Here is a 16,697-nt window from a genome sequence, read left to right on the forward strand (position 1 = left end):
GCCATCACCCCCGCAGCACACCGCCCGTCTGCTTGGCCACATTCTCGACGATGCGGCCTGCCAGCGCCTCGAAATCCTCGTCGGTGAGTGTGCGCTCGACCGGCTGGATGGCGACCTCGATGGCGACCGACTTCTTGTCCGCGCCCAGCGACGGCCCCTCGAAGATATCGAAGACGCGCACGCCGGTGATCAGCTTCCTGTCGGCGGCGCCCGCTGCACGGGTCAGCGCGGCTGCCTCGACGCCCTTGTCGACGACGAAGGCGAAATCACGCCGCACCGCCTGGAACGGCGACAGGTCCAGCCGCGGCTTGGTGCGCGTGGCCTTCGCCTTCGGCTCGGGAACGGCGTCGATGAACACCTCGAAGCCGCAGAGCGGCCCCGACACGTCGAGCGCCTCCAGGGTCTTGGGGTGGAACTCGCCAAAAGTTCCCAGCACCACCTTGGGGCCGAGCTTGATCGTGCCCGAACGACCGGGATGGTACCAGGCCGGGCCGCCTGCCTCGACCTGAAGCTTGTCTACCGGCGCGCCGCAGGCTTCGAGCGCGGCGAAGGCATCGGCCTTGGCGTCGAAGACGCCGACGGATGCAGCATTGCCGGCCCAGTGGCGCCCCTGGCCTTCCATCTTCGCCGTGCCGCGCCGCACGCCGCCGGCCACCCGTCGCTGCTGCTCCGGCCTGTCGCCCTCATAGGTGCCCGACACCTCGAACAGCGCCACGTCGGCGAAGCCGCGATCGGCATTGCGCTGGGCAGCGGCAATCAACCCCGGCAGCAGCGACGGGCGCATGTCCGACATGTCGGCCGCAATCGGGTTCGCCAGCTTCAATTCAGGCTGCCCACCACCGAAGAGTTCGGCATGCCTTGCGGGGATGAACGACCAGGTCACGGCCTCCATCATGCCGCGCACGGCCAGCGCACGCTTGGCCGCACGGGTGCGGATCTGCAGGGTCGTCAGGATGCGGCCGTTGACGGCATCATGAGAGACCAGCGGCTGCGGGTCGATCTTCTCGACGCCGTGAATGCGCATCACCTCCTCGACCAGGTCAGCCTTGCCGTCCACCTCCGGACGCCAGGAAGGCACCGCCACGTCGACCCGGTCGCCGGACGGCACGGCATGCACGCCGCTCGATGGCATGAGCTCGGCAAGCCCGCCAGGAGCCGAAATCGTCATCTCGACCGCATCGGCCACCGTGAAGCCGAGACGCGACAGGATCGACCGGCTTTCCTCCGGCGCGACCTCGATGCCGGTCAAACGCTTCACCTCGGCGAAGGGGAAGGAAACGACCCTGGGCTCGTGGCCTGCATAACCCACCACATCAGTCTCGCTTGGCGTGCCGCCGCACAGCTCGGTCACCAGCTTCGTCGCCAGCTCGATGCCCGGGACCATGAACTCGGGATCGACGCCCCGCTCGAACCGGTAGCGGGCATCGCTGACGATGCCGAGCGTACGGCCTGTGCGGGCGGTCGCCATCGGGTCCCACAGCGCCGATTCGATCAGCACGTCGGTGGTTGTCTCGTCGCAGCCCGAATGCTCGCCGCCCATGATGCCGGCGATCGATTCGACCCCGTTATCATCGGCGATGGCGCACATGTCCGGCGTCAGCGTGTATTCACGCCCGTCGAGCGCCAGCACCGTCTCGCCCTCCTTCGCGCGACGCACGACGAGATTACCGGCAACCTTCTTCGTGTCGAAGACGTGCAGCGGCCGGCCCCGGTCGAAGGTGACGTAGTTGGTGATGTCGACCAGCGCGTTGATCGGACGCAGGCCGATGGCGATCAACCGCTGCTGCATCCATTTCGGCGACGGGCCGTTTTTCACGCCCCTGACCAGCCGCAGCGCGAAACCGGGGCAGAGCTCCGGCGCTTCGATCGTCACCTTGACAGGACAGACGCCTTCGCCAGCCACCGGTGCGACCGCACCGTTCTTAAGCGTGCCGAGTCCGGCGGCCGCAAGATCGCGCGCGATACCGTAGACGCTGGTGGCGTCCGGCCGGTTGGGCGTCAGGTTGATCTCGATCACCGGGTCGTCGAGCTTCGCCCAGGTCGCGAAAGGCATGCCGACGGGGGCGTCTTCCGGCAGATCGATGATGCCGTCATGCTCGTCGGAAAGCTGCAGCTCACGCTCGGAGCACATCATGCCGCGGCTTTCGACGCCTCGGATGTTGCCCACCGACAGGGTCACGTCGATGCCCGGAACATAGGTCCCGGGGGCCGCGAACGCACCGACGAGGCCGGCGCGCGCATTCGGCGCGCCGCAGACGACCTGCACGGGATCGCCCGAGCCGGTGTCCACGGACAGAACCCGCAGCTTGTCGGCGTCCGGGTGCTTTTCGGCCGTAAGCACCCTGGCGATGACGAACGGCTTCAGCGCAGCCTTGTCGTCGACGCTCTCGACCTCAAGACCGATCATGGTGAGCCTGTCGACGATCTCCGCCAGCGAGGCGTCGGTGTCGAGGTGATCTTTCAGCCAGGAAAGGGTGAATTTCATGGTTCAGTTCCGTTGCTCGGGCTGGCGTTCGATGGAGAAGCCGTCGAGGCGCGGCAGGCCGTCATCCATATGCACGAATGGCAACCGCCGCTTCTCGAAAGCATGCAGTGTCGGCGGATAGCGCTCCGGCTCATCCATGAAGCCGAGCGCGAAATAGAGATCGCCCGGCAACAGGTCGTCGCGATAGCCGATCTGGCTGCCGCAATGCTCGCAGAACGAGCGCTCCACGCCGCCGGAACGAAACGTCTTCGGCGTGCCGAACCAGGCAATCTCGGTCTCGCGCCAGGCGACAAAAGCCATCAACGGCGCGCCTGTCTGCTTGCGACAGTCGCGGCAATGGCAATAGGAGCGCAGAAAGGGCTCCGTCCTCATCTCCGCCGAGATGAGCCCGCAGCGGCAGGAGCCGGTGTGGACCTTGCTCACGAGCTCAGTCCCCCGAACAGCGTCGGCAGGTCGAGCGGTCGGAAGCCGTAATGCGACAGCCAGCGCACGTCGGCGTCGAAGAACGCGCGCAGGTCCGGCATGCCGTATTTCAGCATCGCGATGCGGTCGATACCCATGCCCCAGGCGAAGCCTTGATATTCGTCCGGATCGAGCCCGCCGAAACGCAGTACGTTCGGATGCACCATGCCGCAGCCGAGGATTTCCATCCAGTCATTGCCCTCGCCGAAGCGCACTTCGCCCGGCCGCGAGCGATCGCACTGGATGTCCACCTCCAGCGACGGTTCCGTGAACGGGAAGAAGGACGGCCTGAACCGCATGTTGAGCGACGGCACCTCGAAGAAGGCCTTGCAGAACTCCTCCAGCACCCACTTCATGTTGGCGACATTGGCGGTCTTGTCGATCACCAGCCCTTCGAGCTGATGGAACATCGGCGAATGGGTGGCGTCCGAATCCTGCCGGTAGGTCTTGCCCGGAATGACGATGCGGATCGGCGGCTTCTGCGTTTCCATGGTGCGGATCTGCACCGGCGAGGTGTGGGTACGCAGAAGCATGCGCTCGCCCGCCTCGTTCGGACTGAAGAAGAACGTATCGTGCATCTCGCGCGCCGGGTGGCCTTCCGGGAAATTCAGCGCGGTGAAGTTGTAGTAGTCGGTCTCGATATCCGGCCCCTCGGCGATCGCGAAACCCATGTCGCCGAAGATCGCGGCGATCTCGTCGACGATTTGACTGATCGGGTGGATGCGACCGCGCTCGGCGGGCGACTGGCGCACCGGCAGGGTCACGTCGACCTTCTCGGCGGCGAGACGGGCGTCGATCGCCGCATCGCGCAGCTCGTTCCTGCGCGCCGAAAGCGCCTCAGCCACGCGGTTTTTCAGACCGTTGATCGCCGGCCCCATCACCTGACGCTCTTCCGCGCTCATCGCGCCCAGCGTTTTCAGCTTCTCGGAAACGCTGCCCTTCTTGCCGAGGGCCGAGACGCGCACCGCCTCGATCGCCTGCTCGTCGGCCGCGCCGGCGATGTCGGAAAGCAGCGCGGCTTCAAGTTGTTCCAGTTCGGCTTGCTGTGCGCTCATGTCTTCGGGTCACTTCCTGCGGTCAGATTCACGTGAAACGCGCTCGGCGGATACGAAAAAACCCGCGCCAGCCCTGCCAGCGCGGGTTTCCCAATATCAGTTTTCGAATGCTTGGGAAGCGCTGGTCTTAAGCGACAGCGCTTTCAAAAGCGTTCGGCGTGGTGTCCTTGAGGTATTCGAGCGCGGTCTTCGACTTGGCGACCAGCGTAGCGAATGCCTGCGGCTCATGGATAGCCATGTCGGACAGAACCTTGCGGTCGATCTCGATGCCGGCCTTGTTGAGGCCGTCGATGAAGCGGCCATAGGTCAGGCCGTGCTCGCGGACGGCCGCGTTGATGCGCTGGATCCACAGGGCGCGGAAATTGCGCTTGCGGTTCTTGCGGTCGCGGTAGGCGTACTGCAGCGACTTCTCGACCGCCTGCTTGGCGATGCGGATGGTGTTCTTGCGGCGGCCGTAGAAACCCTTGGCCTGGGAAAGAACCTTTTTGTGCTTGGCGTGGGCGGTAACGCCCCTCTTCACGCGTGCCATGTCATGATCTCCTTAAATCTCGTATCCAGCCGGCTCAGAGGCCGCCGCCGTTGGGCAGGAAGTTCTTGATGACCTTCTTGGCATCCGGTTCTGCGAGAACCATCGTGCCGCGGGCATCGCGGATGAACTTGTTGGTACGCTTGATCATGCCGTGGCGCTTGCCCGCGGCAGCGGACTTCACCTTGCCGGTGGCCGTGATCTTGAACCGCTTCTTGGCGGCCGACTTGGTCTTCATCTTGGGCATTTTGCTTCCTTTCTGGAGACGCAGTGAAGCGCCGTTGTCTTGCTTCGGACCGACCAAAGTCCGAAAAGCATAAAAGACCGCCACGGCATGCCCTGCCGGGCGGCTTTCTGTTTTGAACGCGGCCTTATAGCGGCGAGCCCGAAAAAGCGCAACAGCCGATTAGAAGACTGCCCGCTCACCAGACATGCAGGATCACTGGCAGAACTCCAGCCTCCTGAAGCCCTTCCACCAACTCGAAGAACGGAAAGGCGAGCACAAAAAAGAGGCCGTCGGTGAAGGTACGGTAAAGCAGCTTGGGCTTCACGGCGAGCATTTCACTTTCCCTGAAAAGCCAGGGCTTGGGAAAGAAGCGGGGAACCTGCTCCATATAGCGCAGGTAGGGATCACCGAAATTCTGCTCCAGGAAACGCTCCTCGACCTGGATCACAGCCAGAAAAGCCAGCCATGTGAGCACAGCGAAGGCCAGCGCGATGATGATGCTGCCGGTCATGGCGCCAATACCTGCTGCGCCTATCGAGGAAAACACATAGAGAGGGTTGCGGGTCACCGAGTACGGGCCCTCGGTGACAATCTCCGCGCTTTTGCGTCCGCCAATATAAAGCGTGCACCACGTGCGACCGAGGATGGCCACCAGGATCAGCACACCGCCGATCCATTCCATGTATTCGTGCATCGCCTGCCCGGGAGCCGCCTCGGAGCGGACAAATAAAAGCGCCAGGAAAATCAGACCGATCAGCAAGGCGAGTACGTAGCGCCGGCGGCGTTGATAGCGACGCAGTTCGTCGTAAGACTTGGCCTGCCTTGTGGCGTGGCGACTGGTGTCGGTCATCAAAACCGCCTCCCCGCGAAGTTTACCTGCCCGTCACCGCGCATTGAAACGCAATCGTGGCAAAAAAGCAGAAGGCCGCCGAAGCGGCCTTCCATATTTCCGTTTTAGGAGGTCTGCGCCGTCATTTAGGCGCCAGGACCATCATCATCTGACGACCTTCGAGCTTCGGCTCGGCCTCGACCTTGGCGATTTCGCCGACCTCTTCCTTGACCCGGTTGAGGAGCTGCATGCCAAGCTCCAGATGCGCCATCTCGCGGCCGCGAAACGAAGCGTCAGCTTGACCTTGTCGCCTTCGTCGAAGAAGCGGCGAACGGCCTTCATCTTCGTCTCGTAGTCGTGGTCGTCGATGTTCGGACGCATCTTGATCTCCTTGATCTCGATGGTCTTCTGGCGCTTGCGAGCCTCAGCGGCCTTCTTCTGGCTCTGATATTTCATCTTGCCGAGGTCGGCGATCTTGCACACCGGAGGCTGGGCGTGGGGCACGATCTCGACAAGATCCATGCCGGCGTCTTCCGCGGCAAGCAGCGCATCATTGATTGAAACGACGCCGCGGTTCACACCTTCGGCATCGATAAGCTGCACCTGCGGAACGCGAATCTCGAGATTTGCGCGCGGCCCTTCCTTGACCGGGGCTGCGGCTCTGTGTGGTCTGCGAATGGTCGTAGTCTCCTCGAATCGTTGACGAGATTGGTTGTAGAATATGCCTGCGCATGCCTTGCAGCGCGCTCGGCGCGACCGTCATTAGCACATGAGCGGAAGAATCACGAGCCCCCTGAACGCTTTGCCTCGAGGGAACGAGCGTCATCGGTGATCGTCACGGGGGTAGGCGTGCCGGCAAGCTCGTCATATAGGAAGGCCCGGAGGTTTCGTCCATGCCAAACAGCACTCCCGAATACCTGTCGGTCGATGGTGACCGCATCGCCGTGCGCCACCGCAACGGCAAGACGCCAGGCATCGTGTGGCTCGGCGGCTATCGCTCCGACATGCTGGGCACGAAGGCCGAGACGCTGGATCAATGGGCGGCGGAGCATGGCCATGCGTTCACCCGCCACGACTATTCGGGTCACGGTGAATCGGGTGGCGCATTTGCGGACGGGACGATCTCCCGCTGGCTCGCGCAGAGCCTCACCGTTTTCCGCCAGCGCACGGTCGGACCGCAGATTCTCGTCGGGTCGTCGATGGGCGCCTGGATCGCGCTGCGCATTGTACAGGAGTTGCACAAGGCCGGAGAAGGGGGAGCGCGTCGCCGGCATGCTGCTTCTGGCGCCGGCGCCCGATTTCACGGTCGAGCTGATGGAGCCGCAGCTGGCCGACAGCCAGCGCCGCGATCTCGAGGAACAAGGTTTTTCGCCGAGCAGTCGGACTATTCGCCGGAGCCCAACATCTACACGCGCGCGCTTTTCGAGGACGGGCGCGCGAACCGGGTCATGGTCGGGCTCATCGATACGCACTGCCCGGTGCATATCCTGCAGGGCATGGCCGATCCCGACGTACCCTACGAGCATGCGCTGAAGCTTGTCGAGCACCTGCCGGCCGACGACGTGACACTTTCGCTGGTTCGCGACGGCGACCATCGCCTGTCGCGGCCGCAGGACCTGTCGATGATGGTCGCCGCCCTTGAAGGCCTGGTCGAACGCGCGGCGGAACGCTCCTGATGCGCACATCCGTTCCGGCTTCGGCGTTCGTCGCGGCAATCGTCGGCTTCGGCGGAACGCTCGCCCTGATCATCGCGGCGGCCAGCGCGGTCGGCGCAACCCGCGAGCAGACGACGAGCTGGGTCGCGGCGGTCTGCCTCGCAATGGCCTTCGAAACGGCCTGGCTTTCATGGCGCTACCGCATGCCGGTGGTGACGGCATGGTCGACGCCGGGCGCCGCACTGGTCGCGGCGAGTTCGGGTTTCACCATAGAGCAGGCCGTTGGCGCCTTCATCGTCGCCGCCCTGCTGCTGGTCGCAACAGGTCTGTTCAAGCCGCTGACCCGCCTGATCTCGCGGATACCGGCTTCGATCGCCTCGGGCATGCTTGCCGGCATCGTCGTCAGCTTCGTGATGGCGGCGGCAAGAACGGCGCAGGCGGATGCCAGCCTCGTGTTGCCGCTTTTGGCGGCATTCTTTCTGATCCGGCTGGTCAGCCCCGCCATGTCGGTGCTTTTCGTGCTCGTCGGAGGTGTTGTCCTGGCATGGCTGACGGGCCGGGTGCCGACATTGCCGCCCGTCGAAATCTCGACCCTGACCTGGATCACGCCAGAATTCTCGCCAACCGCGGTCATCGGGCTGGCGATCCCGCTCTATCTGGTAACGATGGCGTCGCAGAACCTGTCCGGTCTCGCCGTGCTCAGGGCGTCGGGCTACGAGCCGCCCGCCGGCCCGCTGATTGCGGTAACCGGTTTCTTCTCGCTGGTTTCCGCACCATTCGGCGCAATCACTACCAATCTGGCAGCGATCTCGGCCGCGATCTGCACCGGGCCGGATGCGCATCCCGACCGGGAGAAGCGCTGGCTGACAGGCCCATTCTACGCGCTGACCTATCTGGTCTTCGCCTTGTTCGGCGCATCGCTCGTGTCACTTTTTGCCGTGCTGCCGCCGAGCCTCATCGTGCTCGTCGCCGGACTCGGCCTCCTGGCGCCACTTGCTAACGCGCTGTCGATCGCCATCGCCGAACCGGGCGATCGCATCGCCGCGACGGTCGCGTTCGCGGTCACCGCGTCCGGCCTCACAGCGGCCGGGATCGGCTCCGCCTTCTGGGGCCTGGTCGCCGGCATAGTCGTTCTGGCGCTGGACGCAGCGAAAATCCGCTTTTCCAAACAGTAGCTTATCCGGTTTTCCACTGCCCAGTCTTGAATGGCGATTTGGCCGTTCCCATTTCGAAATCATGCAGCCGATCGGGGCTGCGCCCAACCAAAGGGAACGGATGATCATGACCAAGACCGCTCTGATCCGTCCTGCGTGGACGCCTGCCACCATCGCGCTGATGGTCGTTGGTTTCATGGTGTTCTGGCCGCTCGGCCTTGCCATGCTCGCCTACATTCTGTGGGGCGATCGCCTTGAAGATTTCAAGGGTGACTGGAGCAGGACCCGCGAAAGCTTTTTCGGCTCTTGCCGGAAAGGAGCACACATGCACGCACGGACAGGAAACGTCGCTTTCGACGACTGGCGCGCCAAGGAACTCGAGCGCCTCGCTGAAGAGCGTCGCAAGCTCGACGAAATGCGCGAGGAATTCGACGACTATGCCCGCGAACTTCGCCGGGCGAAGGACCAGCAGGAGTTTGACCGCTTCATGGCCGAACGCTCGAAGTCTACCCCTGCCCCCGCAAGGGCAAGAAGGGTGGCGAAGGCCTGCTCGACGAAGTCTGATACTGGTTTGCACGCAAGTGCATCCTCCCGGAAACGGCGCTGGAAATCTCCAGCGCCGTTTTCGTTTGAGCGTATTTGCTGTCACTCCACCACCACGGCGAATCGGATAGATTATCGACATGGTCCTTGGCTTTCTCAGACAATCCCGCACGACGAAGGCAACGCGCAGCGTTGCGCAGGAGCGCCTTCACGTGGTCGGAAGCCGCGAATTGCCGCTGCGGATCGTCGAGAACGACCGTGCCAAGCGTTTGACGCTGCGCATCGATGCGGGCGGTCGGGGGCTGCGGATCACGGTGCCGCCCGGTCTGGCGCGCGGCGAGGTCGAGCGCTTTCTCGACCGACACCAGGGCTGGCTGGAGACGAAACTCGCCAAGGTGCCGGATCAGCCGCAGGTGCGGACGGGTATCAAGATCCCGCTACGAGGCGTGCCTCATCTCATCGTCCACGAACCGGGCAAGCGCGGAACCGTCACCGTGGGCCGGCAAGACGATGTGCCTGCGCTTTTCGTGCACGGAGAGCGGCGGCATCTGCCCCGGCGTCTAGCAGACTTCCTCAAGCGCGAGGCCAGGCGCGACATCGAGGCGCTGGTGGCCAAGCACACCGCAGCCGTCGGCAGGGCGGCGAAAGCTGTGCGCTTCAAGGATACCTCTTCACGCTGGGGGTCCTGCACGGCCGATGGCAGCCTGTCCTTCTCGTGGCGCATCATGATGGCGCCCCCGACGGTGATCGACTATCTCGTTGCCCACGAGGTCGCGCATCTGCGTGAAATGAACCACGGGCCGAAGTTCTGGGCACTGTGTCGCGAACTCTGCCCACGAACGGACGAGGCCCGCGCATGGCTCAAACGCAATGGCGGCTCCTTGCAGGCGATACAGTTCGCTTAGTCAATCATCGTTCGCGGCGTTGAGGTCTTCGGGGCGGGTGCCTTCGGAGGCGGTTCGAGGCCACGGTAGGAAATCGGGCTCGAACCGATCGCTTGCGAAATAGTCGAGCGCGCGCTGGCCTTCGGAACCGGCTGCCAGACCATCGCCGAGCAGCGATGCGATTACGGAGCGGGCCTGCTCCAGCTTTGCGCGCACCTTCATCGTTTCGTTATCGCTCATCGCCACCTTCTCCCGCCTCGCTGGATCAGGTCTAAACCTAGACCATGACGCCATCGGATTGAACCGCCGGGTTTCTCGACTTGGTCGGCATTTCATGGCAAGCGTTGCCACGTTGCGCGTCCCCGGAGGCCGGATTGGACTTCTTCAATTTCGCCAAGGCAGTCGAGCAGGGCATCTACGATGTGATGATGTGGATACTTTTCTATCCACTGACACTGCTGCGCATGATCGTGCGCCCGGCTTCAACACTGCAATATGTCTACGCCGAATCGCGAGGCGATCCAGACGTGGCCTTTTCGGAGGCCATGCGCCCGGCGCTCATGATCTTCATCTCGATCACCATCGGTACGCTCCTCACTCCCTTCACCGACGAACAGCGCGCCCTGTTGCTTGGGACAACCATCGGCAGCCTGCTTACGAGCTCATGGTTCTTCCTGATCTTCTACAGGATGGTGGTGTTTTCGTTTTTTCCGCTCTGCGGCGCGCTGCTGCTCGACCTGCTGACGCCGGGCTCTATCTCTCGCGAAACGCTGCGAACGCCATTTTATCTGCAGTGCTATATCTGCGCCCCTTTCGCGCTGATCGCATCGCCGACGCTGGTCAACATCCAGCACGATTCCATGCCCGTCTATGCCGCGTTCGCGGCGGTGACCCTCTGGTTTCTGGCCGTGCAGTATATCTTCTTTCGCGACTACGCACGTCAGACCGTTGTGCGTTCGCTGCTTCTGGCTCCCGCCGTGCTGCTGCTCGGCATCATTGGCGGCATCGTGCTCGGTCTCGTGGCAGCTTCTTGAAATCTGCCGTTTTTCGTGCCGATAAGAAACGTATGACCTTCGACATCAAGATATGCGGACTGAAGACGCCGGAGACGCTGGATGCTGCCGTTGCGGGCGGCGCCTCGCATGTCGGCTTCATCTTCTTCGCCAAGAGCCCTCGCAACGTGGCACCGGAGCAGGCGGGTGCTCTACGGCTGGCCGCGAGAGGCAAGGCGCAGGCGGTGGCCGTTACCGTCGACGCGGACGACGCGTTTCTCGACGCGATCGTCCAGGCAATGGCGCCGGACATGCTGCAGCTTCATGGCAAGGAAAGCCCCGAACGCGTGGCCGAGGTCAAGGCGCGCTACGGCCTGCCGGTGATGAAGGCCTTTTCGGTCAGCGCGGCGGCTGATTTCGACCGGATCGCCCCCTGGCGTGGGGTCGCGGACCGGTTCCTGTTCGACGCCAAGCCTCCCAGGGGGTCAGAACTTCCCGGCGGCAACGGCGTTTCGTTCGACTGGCGTCTGCTGGCAGGCCTTGACCCGAGCATCGATTACATGCTTTCGGGAGGATTGAACGCCGCCAATATCGGCGACGCGCTGAGGTTAGCGAACCCGCCCGGCATAGACATCTCGTCGGGCGTGGAAAGTGCACCGGGCGTCAAGGACACGGCGTTGATCGAAGATTTCTTCAAATCCGTCAGGATTGCACGGGGCAGAAGCGCCGCCTGACGGGACCGTTCCCGAGGAGACCGGCCGTGAACCAGCCTGTGACCCCCAATTCGTTCCGTACCGGCCCCGACGAGCAGGGCATGTTCGGTATGTTCGGCGGTCGTTTCGTTGCCGAAACGCTGATGCCACTGATCCTCGATCTCGAGTCCCACTGGAACGAAGCCAAGAACGATCCTGAATTCAAGGCCGAGCTGCAGGCACTGTCGACGCATTACGCCGGCAGACCTTCGAAGCTCTATTTCGCGGAAGGGCTGAGCCGGCATCTCGGCGGCGCGAAGATCTACTTCAAGCGCGAGGACCTCAACCACACCGGCTCGCACAAGATCAACAACTGCCTCGGGCAGATCCTTCTGGCCAAGCGGATGGGCCGTAAGCGCATCATCGCGGAAACCGGCGCCGGCCAGCACGGCGTGGCCTCGGCCACCGTCGCGGCGCGGTTCGGCTTTCCTTGCGTTGTCTATATGGGCGCCACCGATGTCGAGCGTCAGAAGCCCAACGTCTTCCGCATGAAGCTGCTCGGTGCGGAGGTGAAGCCGGTTTCGGCCGGCCACGGCACGCTCAAGGACGCCATGAACGAGGCGTTGCGCGACTGGGTCACCAATGTCGAGGACACCTATTACCTGATCGGCACCGCGGCCGGCCCGCACCCCTATCCGGAACTCGTGCGCGAATTCCAGTCGGTGATCGGGACCGAGGCGCGCGGCCAGATCCTGGAGCAGGAAGGCCGGTTGCCCGATGTGGTGATCGCCGCCGTCGGCGGCGGATCCAACGCGATCGGCATCTTTCACCCCTTCCTCGACGACAAGGACGTCAAGATCATCGGCATCGAGGCCGGTGGGCACGGGCTCGACGGCGACGAACATTGCGCCTCGATGAATGCCGGAAGACCCGGCGTGCTGCACGGCAACCGAACCTATCTGCTGCAAAACGATGACGGGCAGATACTGGACGGCCATTCGATCTCGGCCGGTCTCGATTATCCGGGTGTAGGCCCTGAGCATTCGTGGCTGCGCGACAGCGGCCGTGTCGATTATGTGCCGATCATGGACGACGAGGCGATGGAGGCTTTCCAACTTACCACGCGGACCGAGGGCATCATCCCGGCACTCGAATCGTCCCACGCCATCGCGCACGCGATGAAGATCGCTCCGAAAATGGGCAAGGACGAGATCATCGTCGTCAACCTCTCCGGTCGGGGCGACAAGGACGTGCACACCGTAGCCAAGATGATGGGCATGGAGATCTGAGTTGGCCGGCGCGCAATTCGTCGACATCTGGATCAACTGTCCCGATCGCGCCATTGCCGAACGCATAGCGGAAGCGGCGGTCGGCGACAGGCTCGCCGCGTGCGCCAATGTCTTTCCGCAGATTTCCAGCGTCTATCGATGGAAGGGCGCGGTGGCGCGGGCCGACGAGATCCCACTGCTGCTGAAAGCGCGCTCCGCTCATTTCGAAGCGATTGTCGAGCTCGCAAAGTCCATCCATCCTTACGAGACGCCGTCGATCGGCGCGACCGAACTGGTTGCCATCGACGCGGGCTATGCCGACTGGCTGGCCGCCGAAACCAGGGAACCCTGATCCATGACCGATACCCGCATCGACCGCCGCATGGCGAAACTGAAGGCCGAGGGCCGGCCGGCGCTCGTGACCTATTTCATGGGCGGCGACCCCGACTATGACACCTCCCTGGCGATCATGAAGGCGCTGCCCAAGGCGGGCTCCGACGTGATCGAGCTTGGCATGCCGTTTTCCGACCCGATGGCGGACGGTCCCGCAATTCAGGCGGCAGGTCTGCGCGCACTCAAGAGCGGTCAGACGCTGGCCAAGACGCTGCGCATGGCGAGCGAGTTCCGCGAAGGGGACGACGAGACTCCGATCGTGATGATGGGCTACTATAATCCGATCTTCATCTACGGTGTGGATCGCTTCCTCAAAGACGCGAAAGAGGCGGGCATTGACGGGCTCATCATCGTCGACCTGCCGCCGGAAATGGACAACGAGCTGTGCATTCCGGCGGTGAAGGCCGGCATCAACTTCATCCGTCTCGCCACGCCCACGACGGATGACAAGCGCCTACCCAAGGTGCTCGAAAACACCTCGGGCTTCGTCTATTACGTGTCGATGACGGGCATCACCGGCTCAGCCCTGCCCGACACGAGCAAGGTCGGCTCGGCCGTCGCGCGCATCAAGGCGCATACCGAGCTGCCGGTTTGTGTGGGCTTCGGCGTCAAGACGGCGGAGCAGGCGCGCGCGATCGGGGCTTCCGCGGATGGCGTGGTGGTCGGCACCGCGATCGTCAACGCCGTCGCAAATGTCATCGGGGCGGACGGAAAGTTGGTCGCCGACCCCGCCGAGGCGGTTGCGACCCTGGTCGACGGGCTGGCGCACGGTGTTCGGCGTGCCCGCCTTGCTCCGGCCTGATAGACGCTCCATCTAGAGCCTGTACGCAGTATCGAGGACATCGCCATGAACTGGATCACCAATTTCGTCCGCCCGAAGATCAATTCCTTCCTCGGCCGCCGCGAGATGCCGGAAAATCTCTGGATCAAGGATCCGGAGACCGGCGAAATGGTGTTCCACACCGAGCTGGAGGGGAACCAGTGGGTTATCCCGTCTTCCGGCTACCACATGAAGATTTCGGCGAAGGAACGCCTCAAGGCGTTTCTCGACAACGGCGCCTACGAGCTGATCGAGAACCCCAAGGTCGCGGCCGATCCGCTGAAGTTCCGGGACGAGAAGCGCTACACCGACCGCCTCCGGGACTACCGGACCAAGACCGGCCTGGAAGACGCGGTGCTTTCGGCCACCGGCGCCATCGAGGGCCTGCCGATCGTCGTCACCGTGCAGGATTTCGCCTTCATGGGCGGTTCGCTCGGCATGGCGGCCGGCGAGGCGATTGTGAAGGCGTTCGAGACCGCCGTCGAACTGAAGCGCCCGATGGTGCTGTTCTCGGCCTCGGGCGGCGCGCGCATGCAGGAGGGTATCCTCTCGCTGATGCAGCTCGCGCGCACGACCGTTGCCGTGGATCGTCTGAAGGAAGCCGGCCTGCCCTATATCGTGGTGCTGACCAACCCCACTACGGGCGGTGTCACTGCTTCGTACGCCATGCTGGGCGACATCCATATCGCCGAGCCGGGCGCGGTGATCGGCTTTGCCGGCGCCCGCGTGATCGAGCAGACTATCCGCGAGAAGCTTCCCGAAGGCTTCCAGCGCTCCGAATATCTGATGGAGCACGGCATGGTCGACATGGTCGTGTCGCGGCTGGAGATGAAGGAAACCGTGGCGCGGCTTCTGAAGATACTGGTCAAGGAAAAGGTGGTGGCAGACCCCGAGATGGAAGTCCTGCCCCCGCCTGCCGAACCGGCCGTAGAGAACCGCCCGGAAGCATGATCTTGGGGTCGAAAGCCCTGCAACGACGCCGGGATTGGTCACGATGACCACGCAAGCACACGCCGCAGAGCGCGAGATCGAGCGCCTGATGACCCTTCATCCGAAGGGTTTCGACCTTTCGCTGGACCGCATTTCGCGACTGCTGGAGCGGTTGGGCAACCCCCAGGATCGCATGCCGCCGGTGATCCATATCGCCGGCACCAACGGCAAGGGCTCGGCCGCCGCATTTTCGCGCGCTCTGATCGAGGCATCGGGTCTGAGCTGCCACGTCCATACCTCGCCGCACCTGGTCAACTGGCACGAGCGCTATCGCATCGGCGCGCCCGGCGGCAGCCGGCTGGTCGAGGATTCGGTGCTGGCTGACGCGGTTGCCCGCGTTGCCGAGGCCAATCAGGGCGAGACGATCACCGTCTTCGAAATCCTCACCGCGACGATGTTCCTGCTGTTCTCCGAACATCCGGCAGACGTGGCAATCGTCGAGGTGGGACTGGGCGGACGCTTCGACGCCACCAACGTGATCGCCCGGCCGGCGGTCAGCCTCATCATGCCGATCTCGCTCGACCACGAAGCCTATCTCGGCGACCGGGTGGAATTGATCGCTGCCGAAAAGGCCGGGATCATGAAGCCCTCATGCCCGGTGGTCATCGGCGCGCAGGAATACGAGGACGCGCGCGATGTCCTGATCGAAACCGCCGACCGCCTCGACTGCCCGCTTTTCGTTTACGGGCAGGATTTTCTGGCCTTCGAGGAAAACGGCCGGTTGATCTATCAGGACGATGATGGGCTGTTCGACGTAACGCCGCCACGCCTGCCCGGCAGACATCAATATGCCAACGCTGCCGCAGCCATTGCCGCCGTCAAGGCGGCCGGCTTCGAGATCGGCCACCGCGTTGCCGAAGCGGCGATGGCGCGCGTCTACTGGCCGGGGCGCATGCAGAAGCTGACCGAGGGGCGGCTGGTGGATCTCGCACCACGCGGCGCCGAAATCTGGATCGATGGTGGACACAATCCCGGTGCAGGCGCGGCCGTGGCCGAGGCACTGGCCGACCAGGAGGAAAAGCGGCCCCTGCCGCTGGTGCTGATCGCCGGCATGATCAATACCAAGGACCAGACCGGCTATTTTCACAACTTCGTCGGCATGGTGCGGCACGTCTTCACGGTGCCGGTCAATGAGAGCGATGCAGGCATACCCAACGATGAGCTGGCCGCCCGTGCCATTGCGGCGGGGCTTGCTGCCGAACCGGTTGCATCAGTCGAGAACGCTCTGATGCTGCTGCGGGACGCCTGGGACGATCCGGAGCATCCCCCGCGCATCCTGATCTCGGGATCGCTCTACCTTGTCGGCGAAGTGCTGGCGAAAAACGGTACTCCGCCTGTGTGATCAAAGAAAAAGCCCGACGCAAAGGCCGGGCTTTTTGTCGGTACCTGCCTGACCGTCAGGCGACGGCGCCACCGATCCATGCCGAGAGCGCGGTCTTGGGAGCGGCGCCAACCTTCATGTCGGCGACTTCGCCGTCCTTGAAGAGCATCAGCGTCGGAATAGAGCGCACACCGTACTGTGCGGCGAGTTCCGGGTTCTCGTCGATGTTCAGCTTGGCGATCTTCACCTTGCCGCCGAGTTCCGTGGAAATTTCCTCGAGCGCGGGCGCAATCATCTTGCAGGGGCCGCACCATTCTGCCCAGAAATCGACCACCACAGGCTCGGAAGCCTGGAGCACTTCGGCCTGGAAGGTGTTCTTGTCTGTGGTGACGGTGGCCATGT

General features: G+C 63.5%; 18 protein-coding genes and 2 pseudogenes. 11 read left to right on the forward strand and 9 right to left on the reverse strand.

The window, feature by feature from the left end; genetic code table 11:
• Positions 1 to 4: 4 nt before the first annotated feature.
• The 7 genes and pseudogenes from pheT to infC form a co-directional block, all read right to left on the reverse strand.
• A complete protein-coding gene (pheT, locus tag HK436_RS07760; RefSeq protein WP_173188593.1) occupies positions 5 to 2,485 on the reverse strand; it encodes a phenylalanine--tRNA ligase subunit beta in 2,481 nt (826 codons plus the stop codon).
• A 3-nt stretch (positions 2,486 to 2,488) separates the two neighbouring features.
• Entirely contained in the window at positions 2,489 to 2,908 is a 420-nt protein-coding gene (locus HK436_RS07765; RefSeq protein ID WP_312860521.1) for a GFA family protein, read from the reverse strand.
• Positions 2,905 to 4,002, reverse strand: coding sequence for a phenylalanine--tRNA ligase subunit alpha (gene pheS / locus HK436_RS07770; RefSeq protein WP_173188595.1), 1,098 nt, complete (start codon positions 4,000 to 4,002; stop codon positions 2,905 to 2,907). The genes HK436_RS07765 and pheS overlap by 4 nt, the downstream gene beginning before the upstream one ends.
• A 127-nt stretch (positions 4,003 to 4,129) precedes the next feature.
• The gene (gene rplT / locus HK436_RS07775) at positions 4,130 to 4,531 is read right to left on the reverse strand and encodes a 50S ribosomal protein L20 (RefSeq protein ID WP_173188597.1); all 402 of its coding nucleotides are present in this window, start codon (positions 4,529 to 4,531) and stop codon (positions 4,130 to 4,132) included.
• A 34-nt stretch (positions 4,532 to 4,565) separates the two neighbouring features.
• Positions 4,566 to 4,775, reverse strand: a complete 210-nt coding sequence (gene rpmI, locus HK436_RS07780; protein WP_173188599.1) for a 50S ribosomal protein L35 — start codon at positions 4,773 to 4,775, stop codon at positions 4,566 to 4,568.
• A gap of 175 nt (positions 4,776 to 4,950) precedes the next feature.
• Complete coding sequence (locus HK436_RS07785) at positions 4,951 to 5,604, reverse strand: methyltransferase family protein (RefSeq protein WP_173188601.1); 654 nt, start codon at positions 5,602 to 5,604, stop codon at positions 4,951 to 4,953.
• 121 nt (positions 5,605 to 5,725) lie between these two features.
• Positions 5,726 to 6,261: pseudogene (infC, locus tag HK436_RS07790) on the reverse strand (translation initiation factor IF-3).
• A 215-nt stretch (positions 6,262 to 6,476) separates the two neighbouring features.
• Here infC and HK436_RS07795 point away from each other — a divergent pair.
• The 4 genes and pseudogenes from HK436_RS07795 to HK436_RS07810 all read left to right on the forward strand — a co-directional run bounded on the left by HK436_RS07795 (position 6,477) and on the right by HK436_RS07810 (position 9,840).
• Complete coding sequence (locus HK436_RS07795) at positions 6,477 to 7,259, forward strand: alpha/beta hydrolase (RefSeq protein ID WP_376769136.1); 783 nt, start codon at positions 6,477 to 6,479, stop codon at positions 7,257 to 7,259.
• Positions 7,259 to 8,413, forward strand: coding sequence for a benzoate/H(+) symporter BenE family transporter (locus tag HK436_RS07800; RefSeq protein ID WP_173188603.1), 1,155 nt, complete (start codon positions 7,259 to 7,261; stop codon positions 8,411 to 8,413). Before HK436_RS07795 ends, HK436_RS07800 begins: the two co-directional genes overlap by 1 nt.
• Before the next feature lie 106 nt (positions 8,414 to 8,519).
• A pseudogene (locus HK436_RS07805) lies at positions 8,520 to 8,963 on the forward strand (DUF2852 domain-containing protein); the annotation flags it as partial.
• 112 nt (positions 8,964 to 9,075) lie between these two features.
• The gene (locus HK436_RS07810) at positions 9,076 to 9,840 is read left to right on the forward strand and encodes a M48 family metallopeptidase (RefSeq protein ID WP_173188605.1); all 765 of its coding nucleotides are present in this window, start codon (positions 9,076 to 9,078) and stop codon (positions 9,838 to 9,840) included.
• On the opposite strand, the gene HK436_RS07815 is transcribed toward HK436_RS07810, so the two are convergent.
• The gene (locus HK436_RS07815) at positions 9,841 to 10,059 is read right to left on the reverse strand and encodes a hypothetical protein (RefSeq protein ID WP_173188607.1); all 219 of its coding nucleotides are present in this window, start codon (positions 10,057 to 10,059) and stop codon (positions 9,841 to 9,843) included.
• Between the two features lie 134 nt (positions 10,060 to 10,193).
• Here HK436_RS07815 and HK436_RS07820 point away from each other — a divergent pair, with 134 nt between their 5' ends.
• From HK436_RS07820 to HK436_RS07850, 7 genes are read left to right on the forward strand one after another with little or no spacing between them, the layout of a single operon-like run.
• Positions 10,194 to 10,853 carry a hypothetical protein gene (locus HK436_RS07820; protein ID WP_173188609.1) on the forward strand — a complete coding sequence of 220 codons (660 nt, stop codon included), beginning with the start codon at positions 10,194 to 10,196 and terminating at the stop codon, positions 10,851 to 10,853.
• Between the two features lie 32 nt (positions 10,854 to 10,885).
• Positions 10,886 to 11,545: a phosphoribosylanthranilate isomerase gene (locus HK436_RS07825; RefSeq protein WP_173188611.1), complete on the forward strand. Its 660-nt coding sequence runs from the start codon at positions 10,886 to 10,888 to the stop codon at positions 11,543 to 11,545.
• A gap of 26 nt (positions 11,546 to 11,571) precedes the next feature.
• The gene (gene trpB / locus HK436_RS07830) at positions 11,572 to 12,792 is read left to right on the forward strand and encodes a tryptophan synthase subunit beta (protein ID WP_173188613.1); all 1,221 of its coding nucleotides are present in this window, start codon (positions 11,572 to 11,574) and stop codon (positions 12,790 to 12,792) included.
• Between the two features lies 1 nt (position 12,793).
• Positions 12,794 to 13,123 (forward strand): divalent-cation tolerance protein CutA, encoded by a 330-nt coding sequence (gene cutA, locus HK436_RS07835; RefSeq protein WP_173188615.1) that lies wholly within the window; start codon positions 12,794 to 12,796, stop codon positions 13,121 to 13,123.
• A 3-nt stretch (positions 13,124 to 13,126) separates the two neighbouring features.
• Complete coding sequence (trpA, locus tag HK436_RS07840; RefSeq protein ID WP_173188617.1) at positions 13,127 to 13,966, forward strand: tryptophan synthase subunit alpha; 840 nt, start codon at positions 13,127 to 13,129, stop codon at positions 13,964 to 13,966.
• Positions 13,967 to 14,011: 45 nt separating this feature from the next.
• Positions 14,012 to 14,935, forward strand: coding sequence for an acetyl-CoA carboxylase, carboxyltransferase subunit beta (gene accD / locus HK436_RS07845; RefSeq protein WP_173188619.1), 924 nt, complete (start codon positions 14,012 to 14,014; stop codon positions 14,933 to 14,935).
• 43 nt (positions 14,936 to 14,978) lie between these two features.
• Positions 14,979 to 16,316, forward strand: a complete 1,338-nt coding sequence (locus HK436_RS07850; protein WP_173188621.1) for a bifunctional folylpolyglutamate synthase/dihydrofolate synthase — start codon at positions 14,979 to 14,981, stop codon at positions 16,314 to 16,316.
• A gap of 55 nt (positions 16,317 to 16,371) precedes the next feature.
• On the opposite strand, the gene trxA is transcribed toward HK436_RS07850, so the two are convergent.
• Positions 16,372 to 16,695 (reverse strand): thioredoxin, encoded by a 324-nt coding sequence (trxA, locus tag HK436_RS07855; protein ID WP_173188623.1) that lies wholly within the window; start codon positions 16,693 to 16,695, stop codon positions 16,372 to 16,374.
• Between the last annotated feature and the right edge of the window lie 2 nt (positions 16,696 to 16,697).

Source organism: Neoaquamicrobium sediminum, assembly GCF_013240295.1.
GTDB lineage: Bacteria > Pseudomonadota > Alphaproteobacteria > Rhizobiales > Rhizobiaceae > Aerobium > Aerobium sediminum.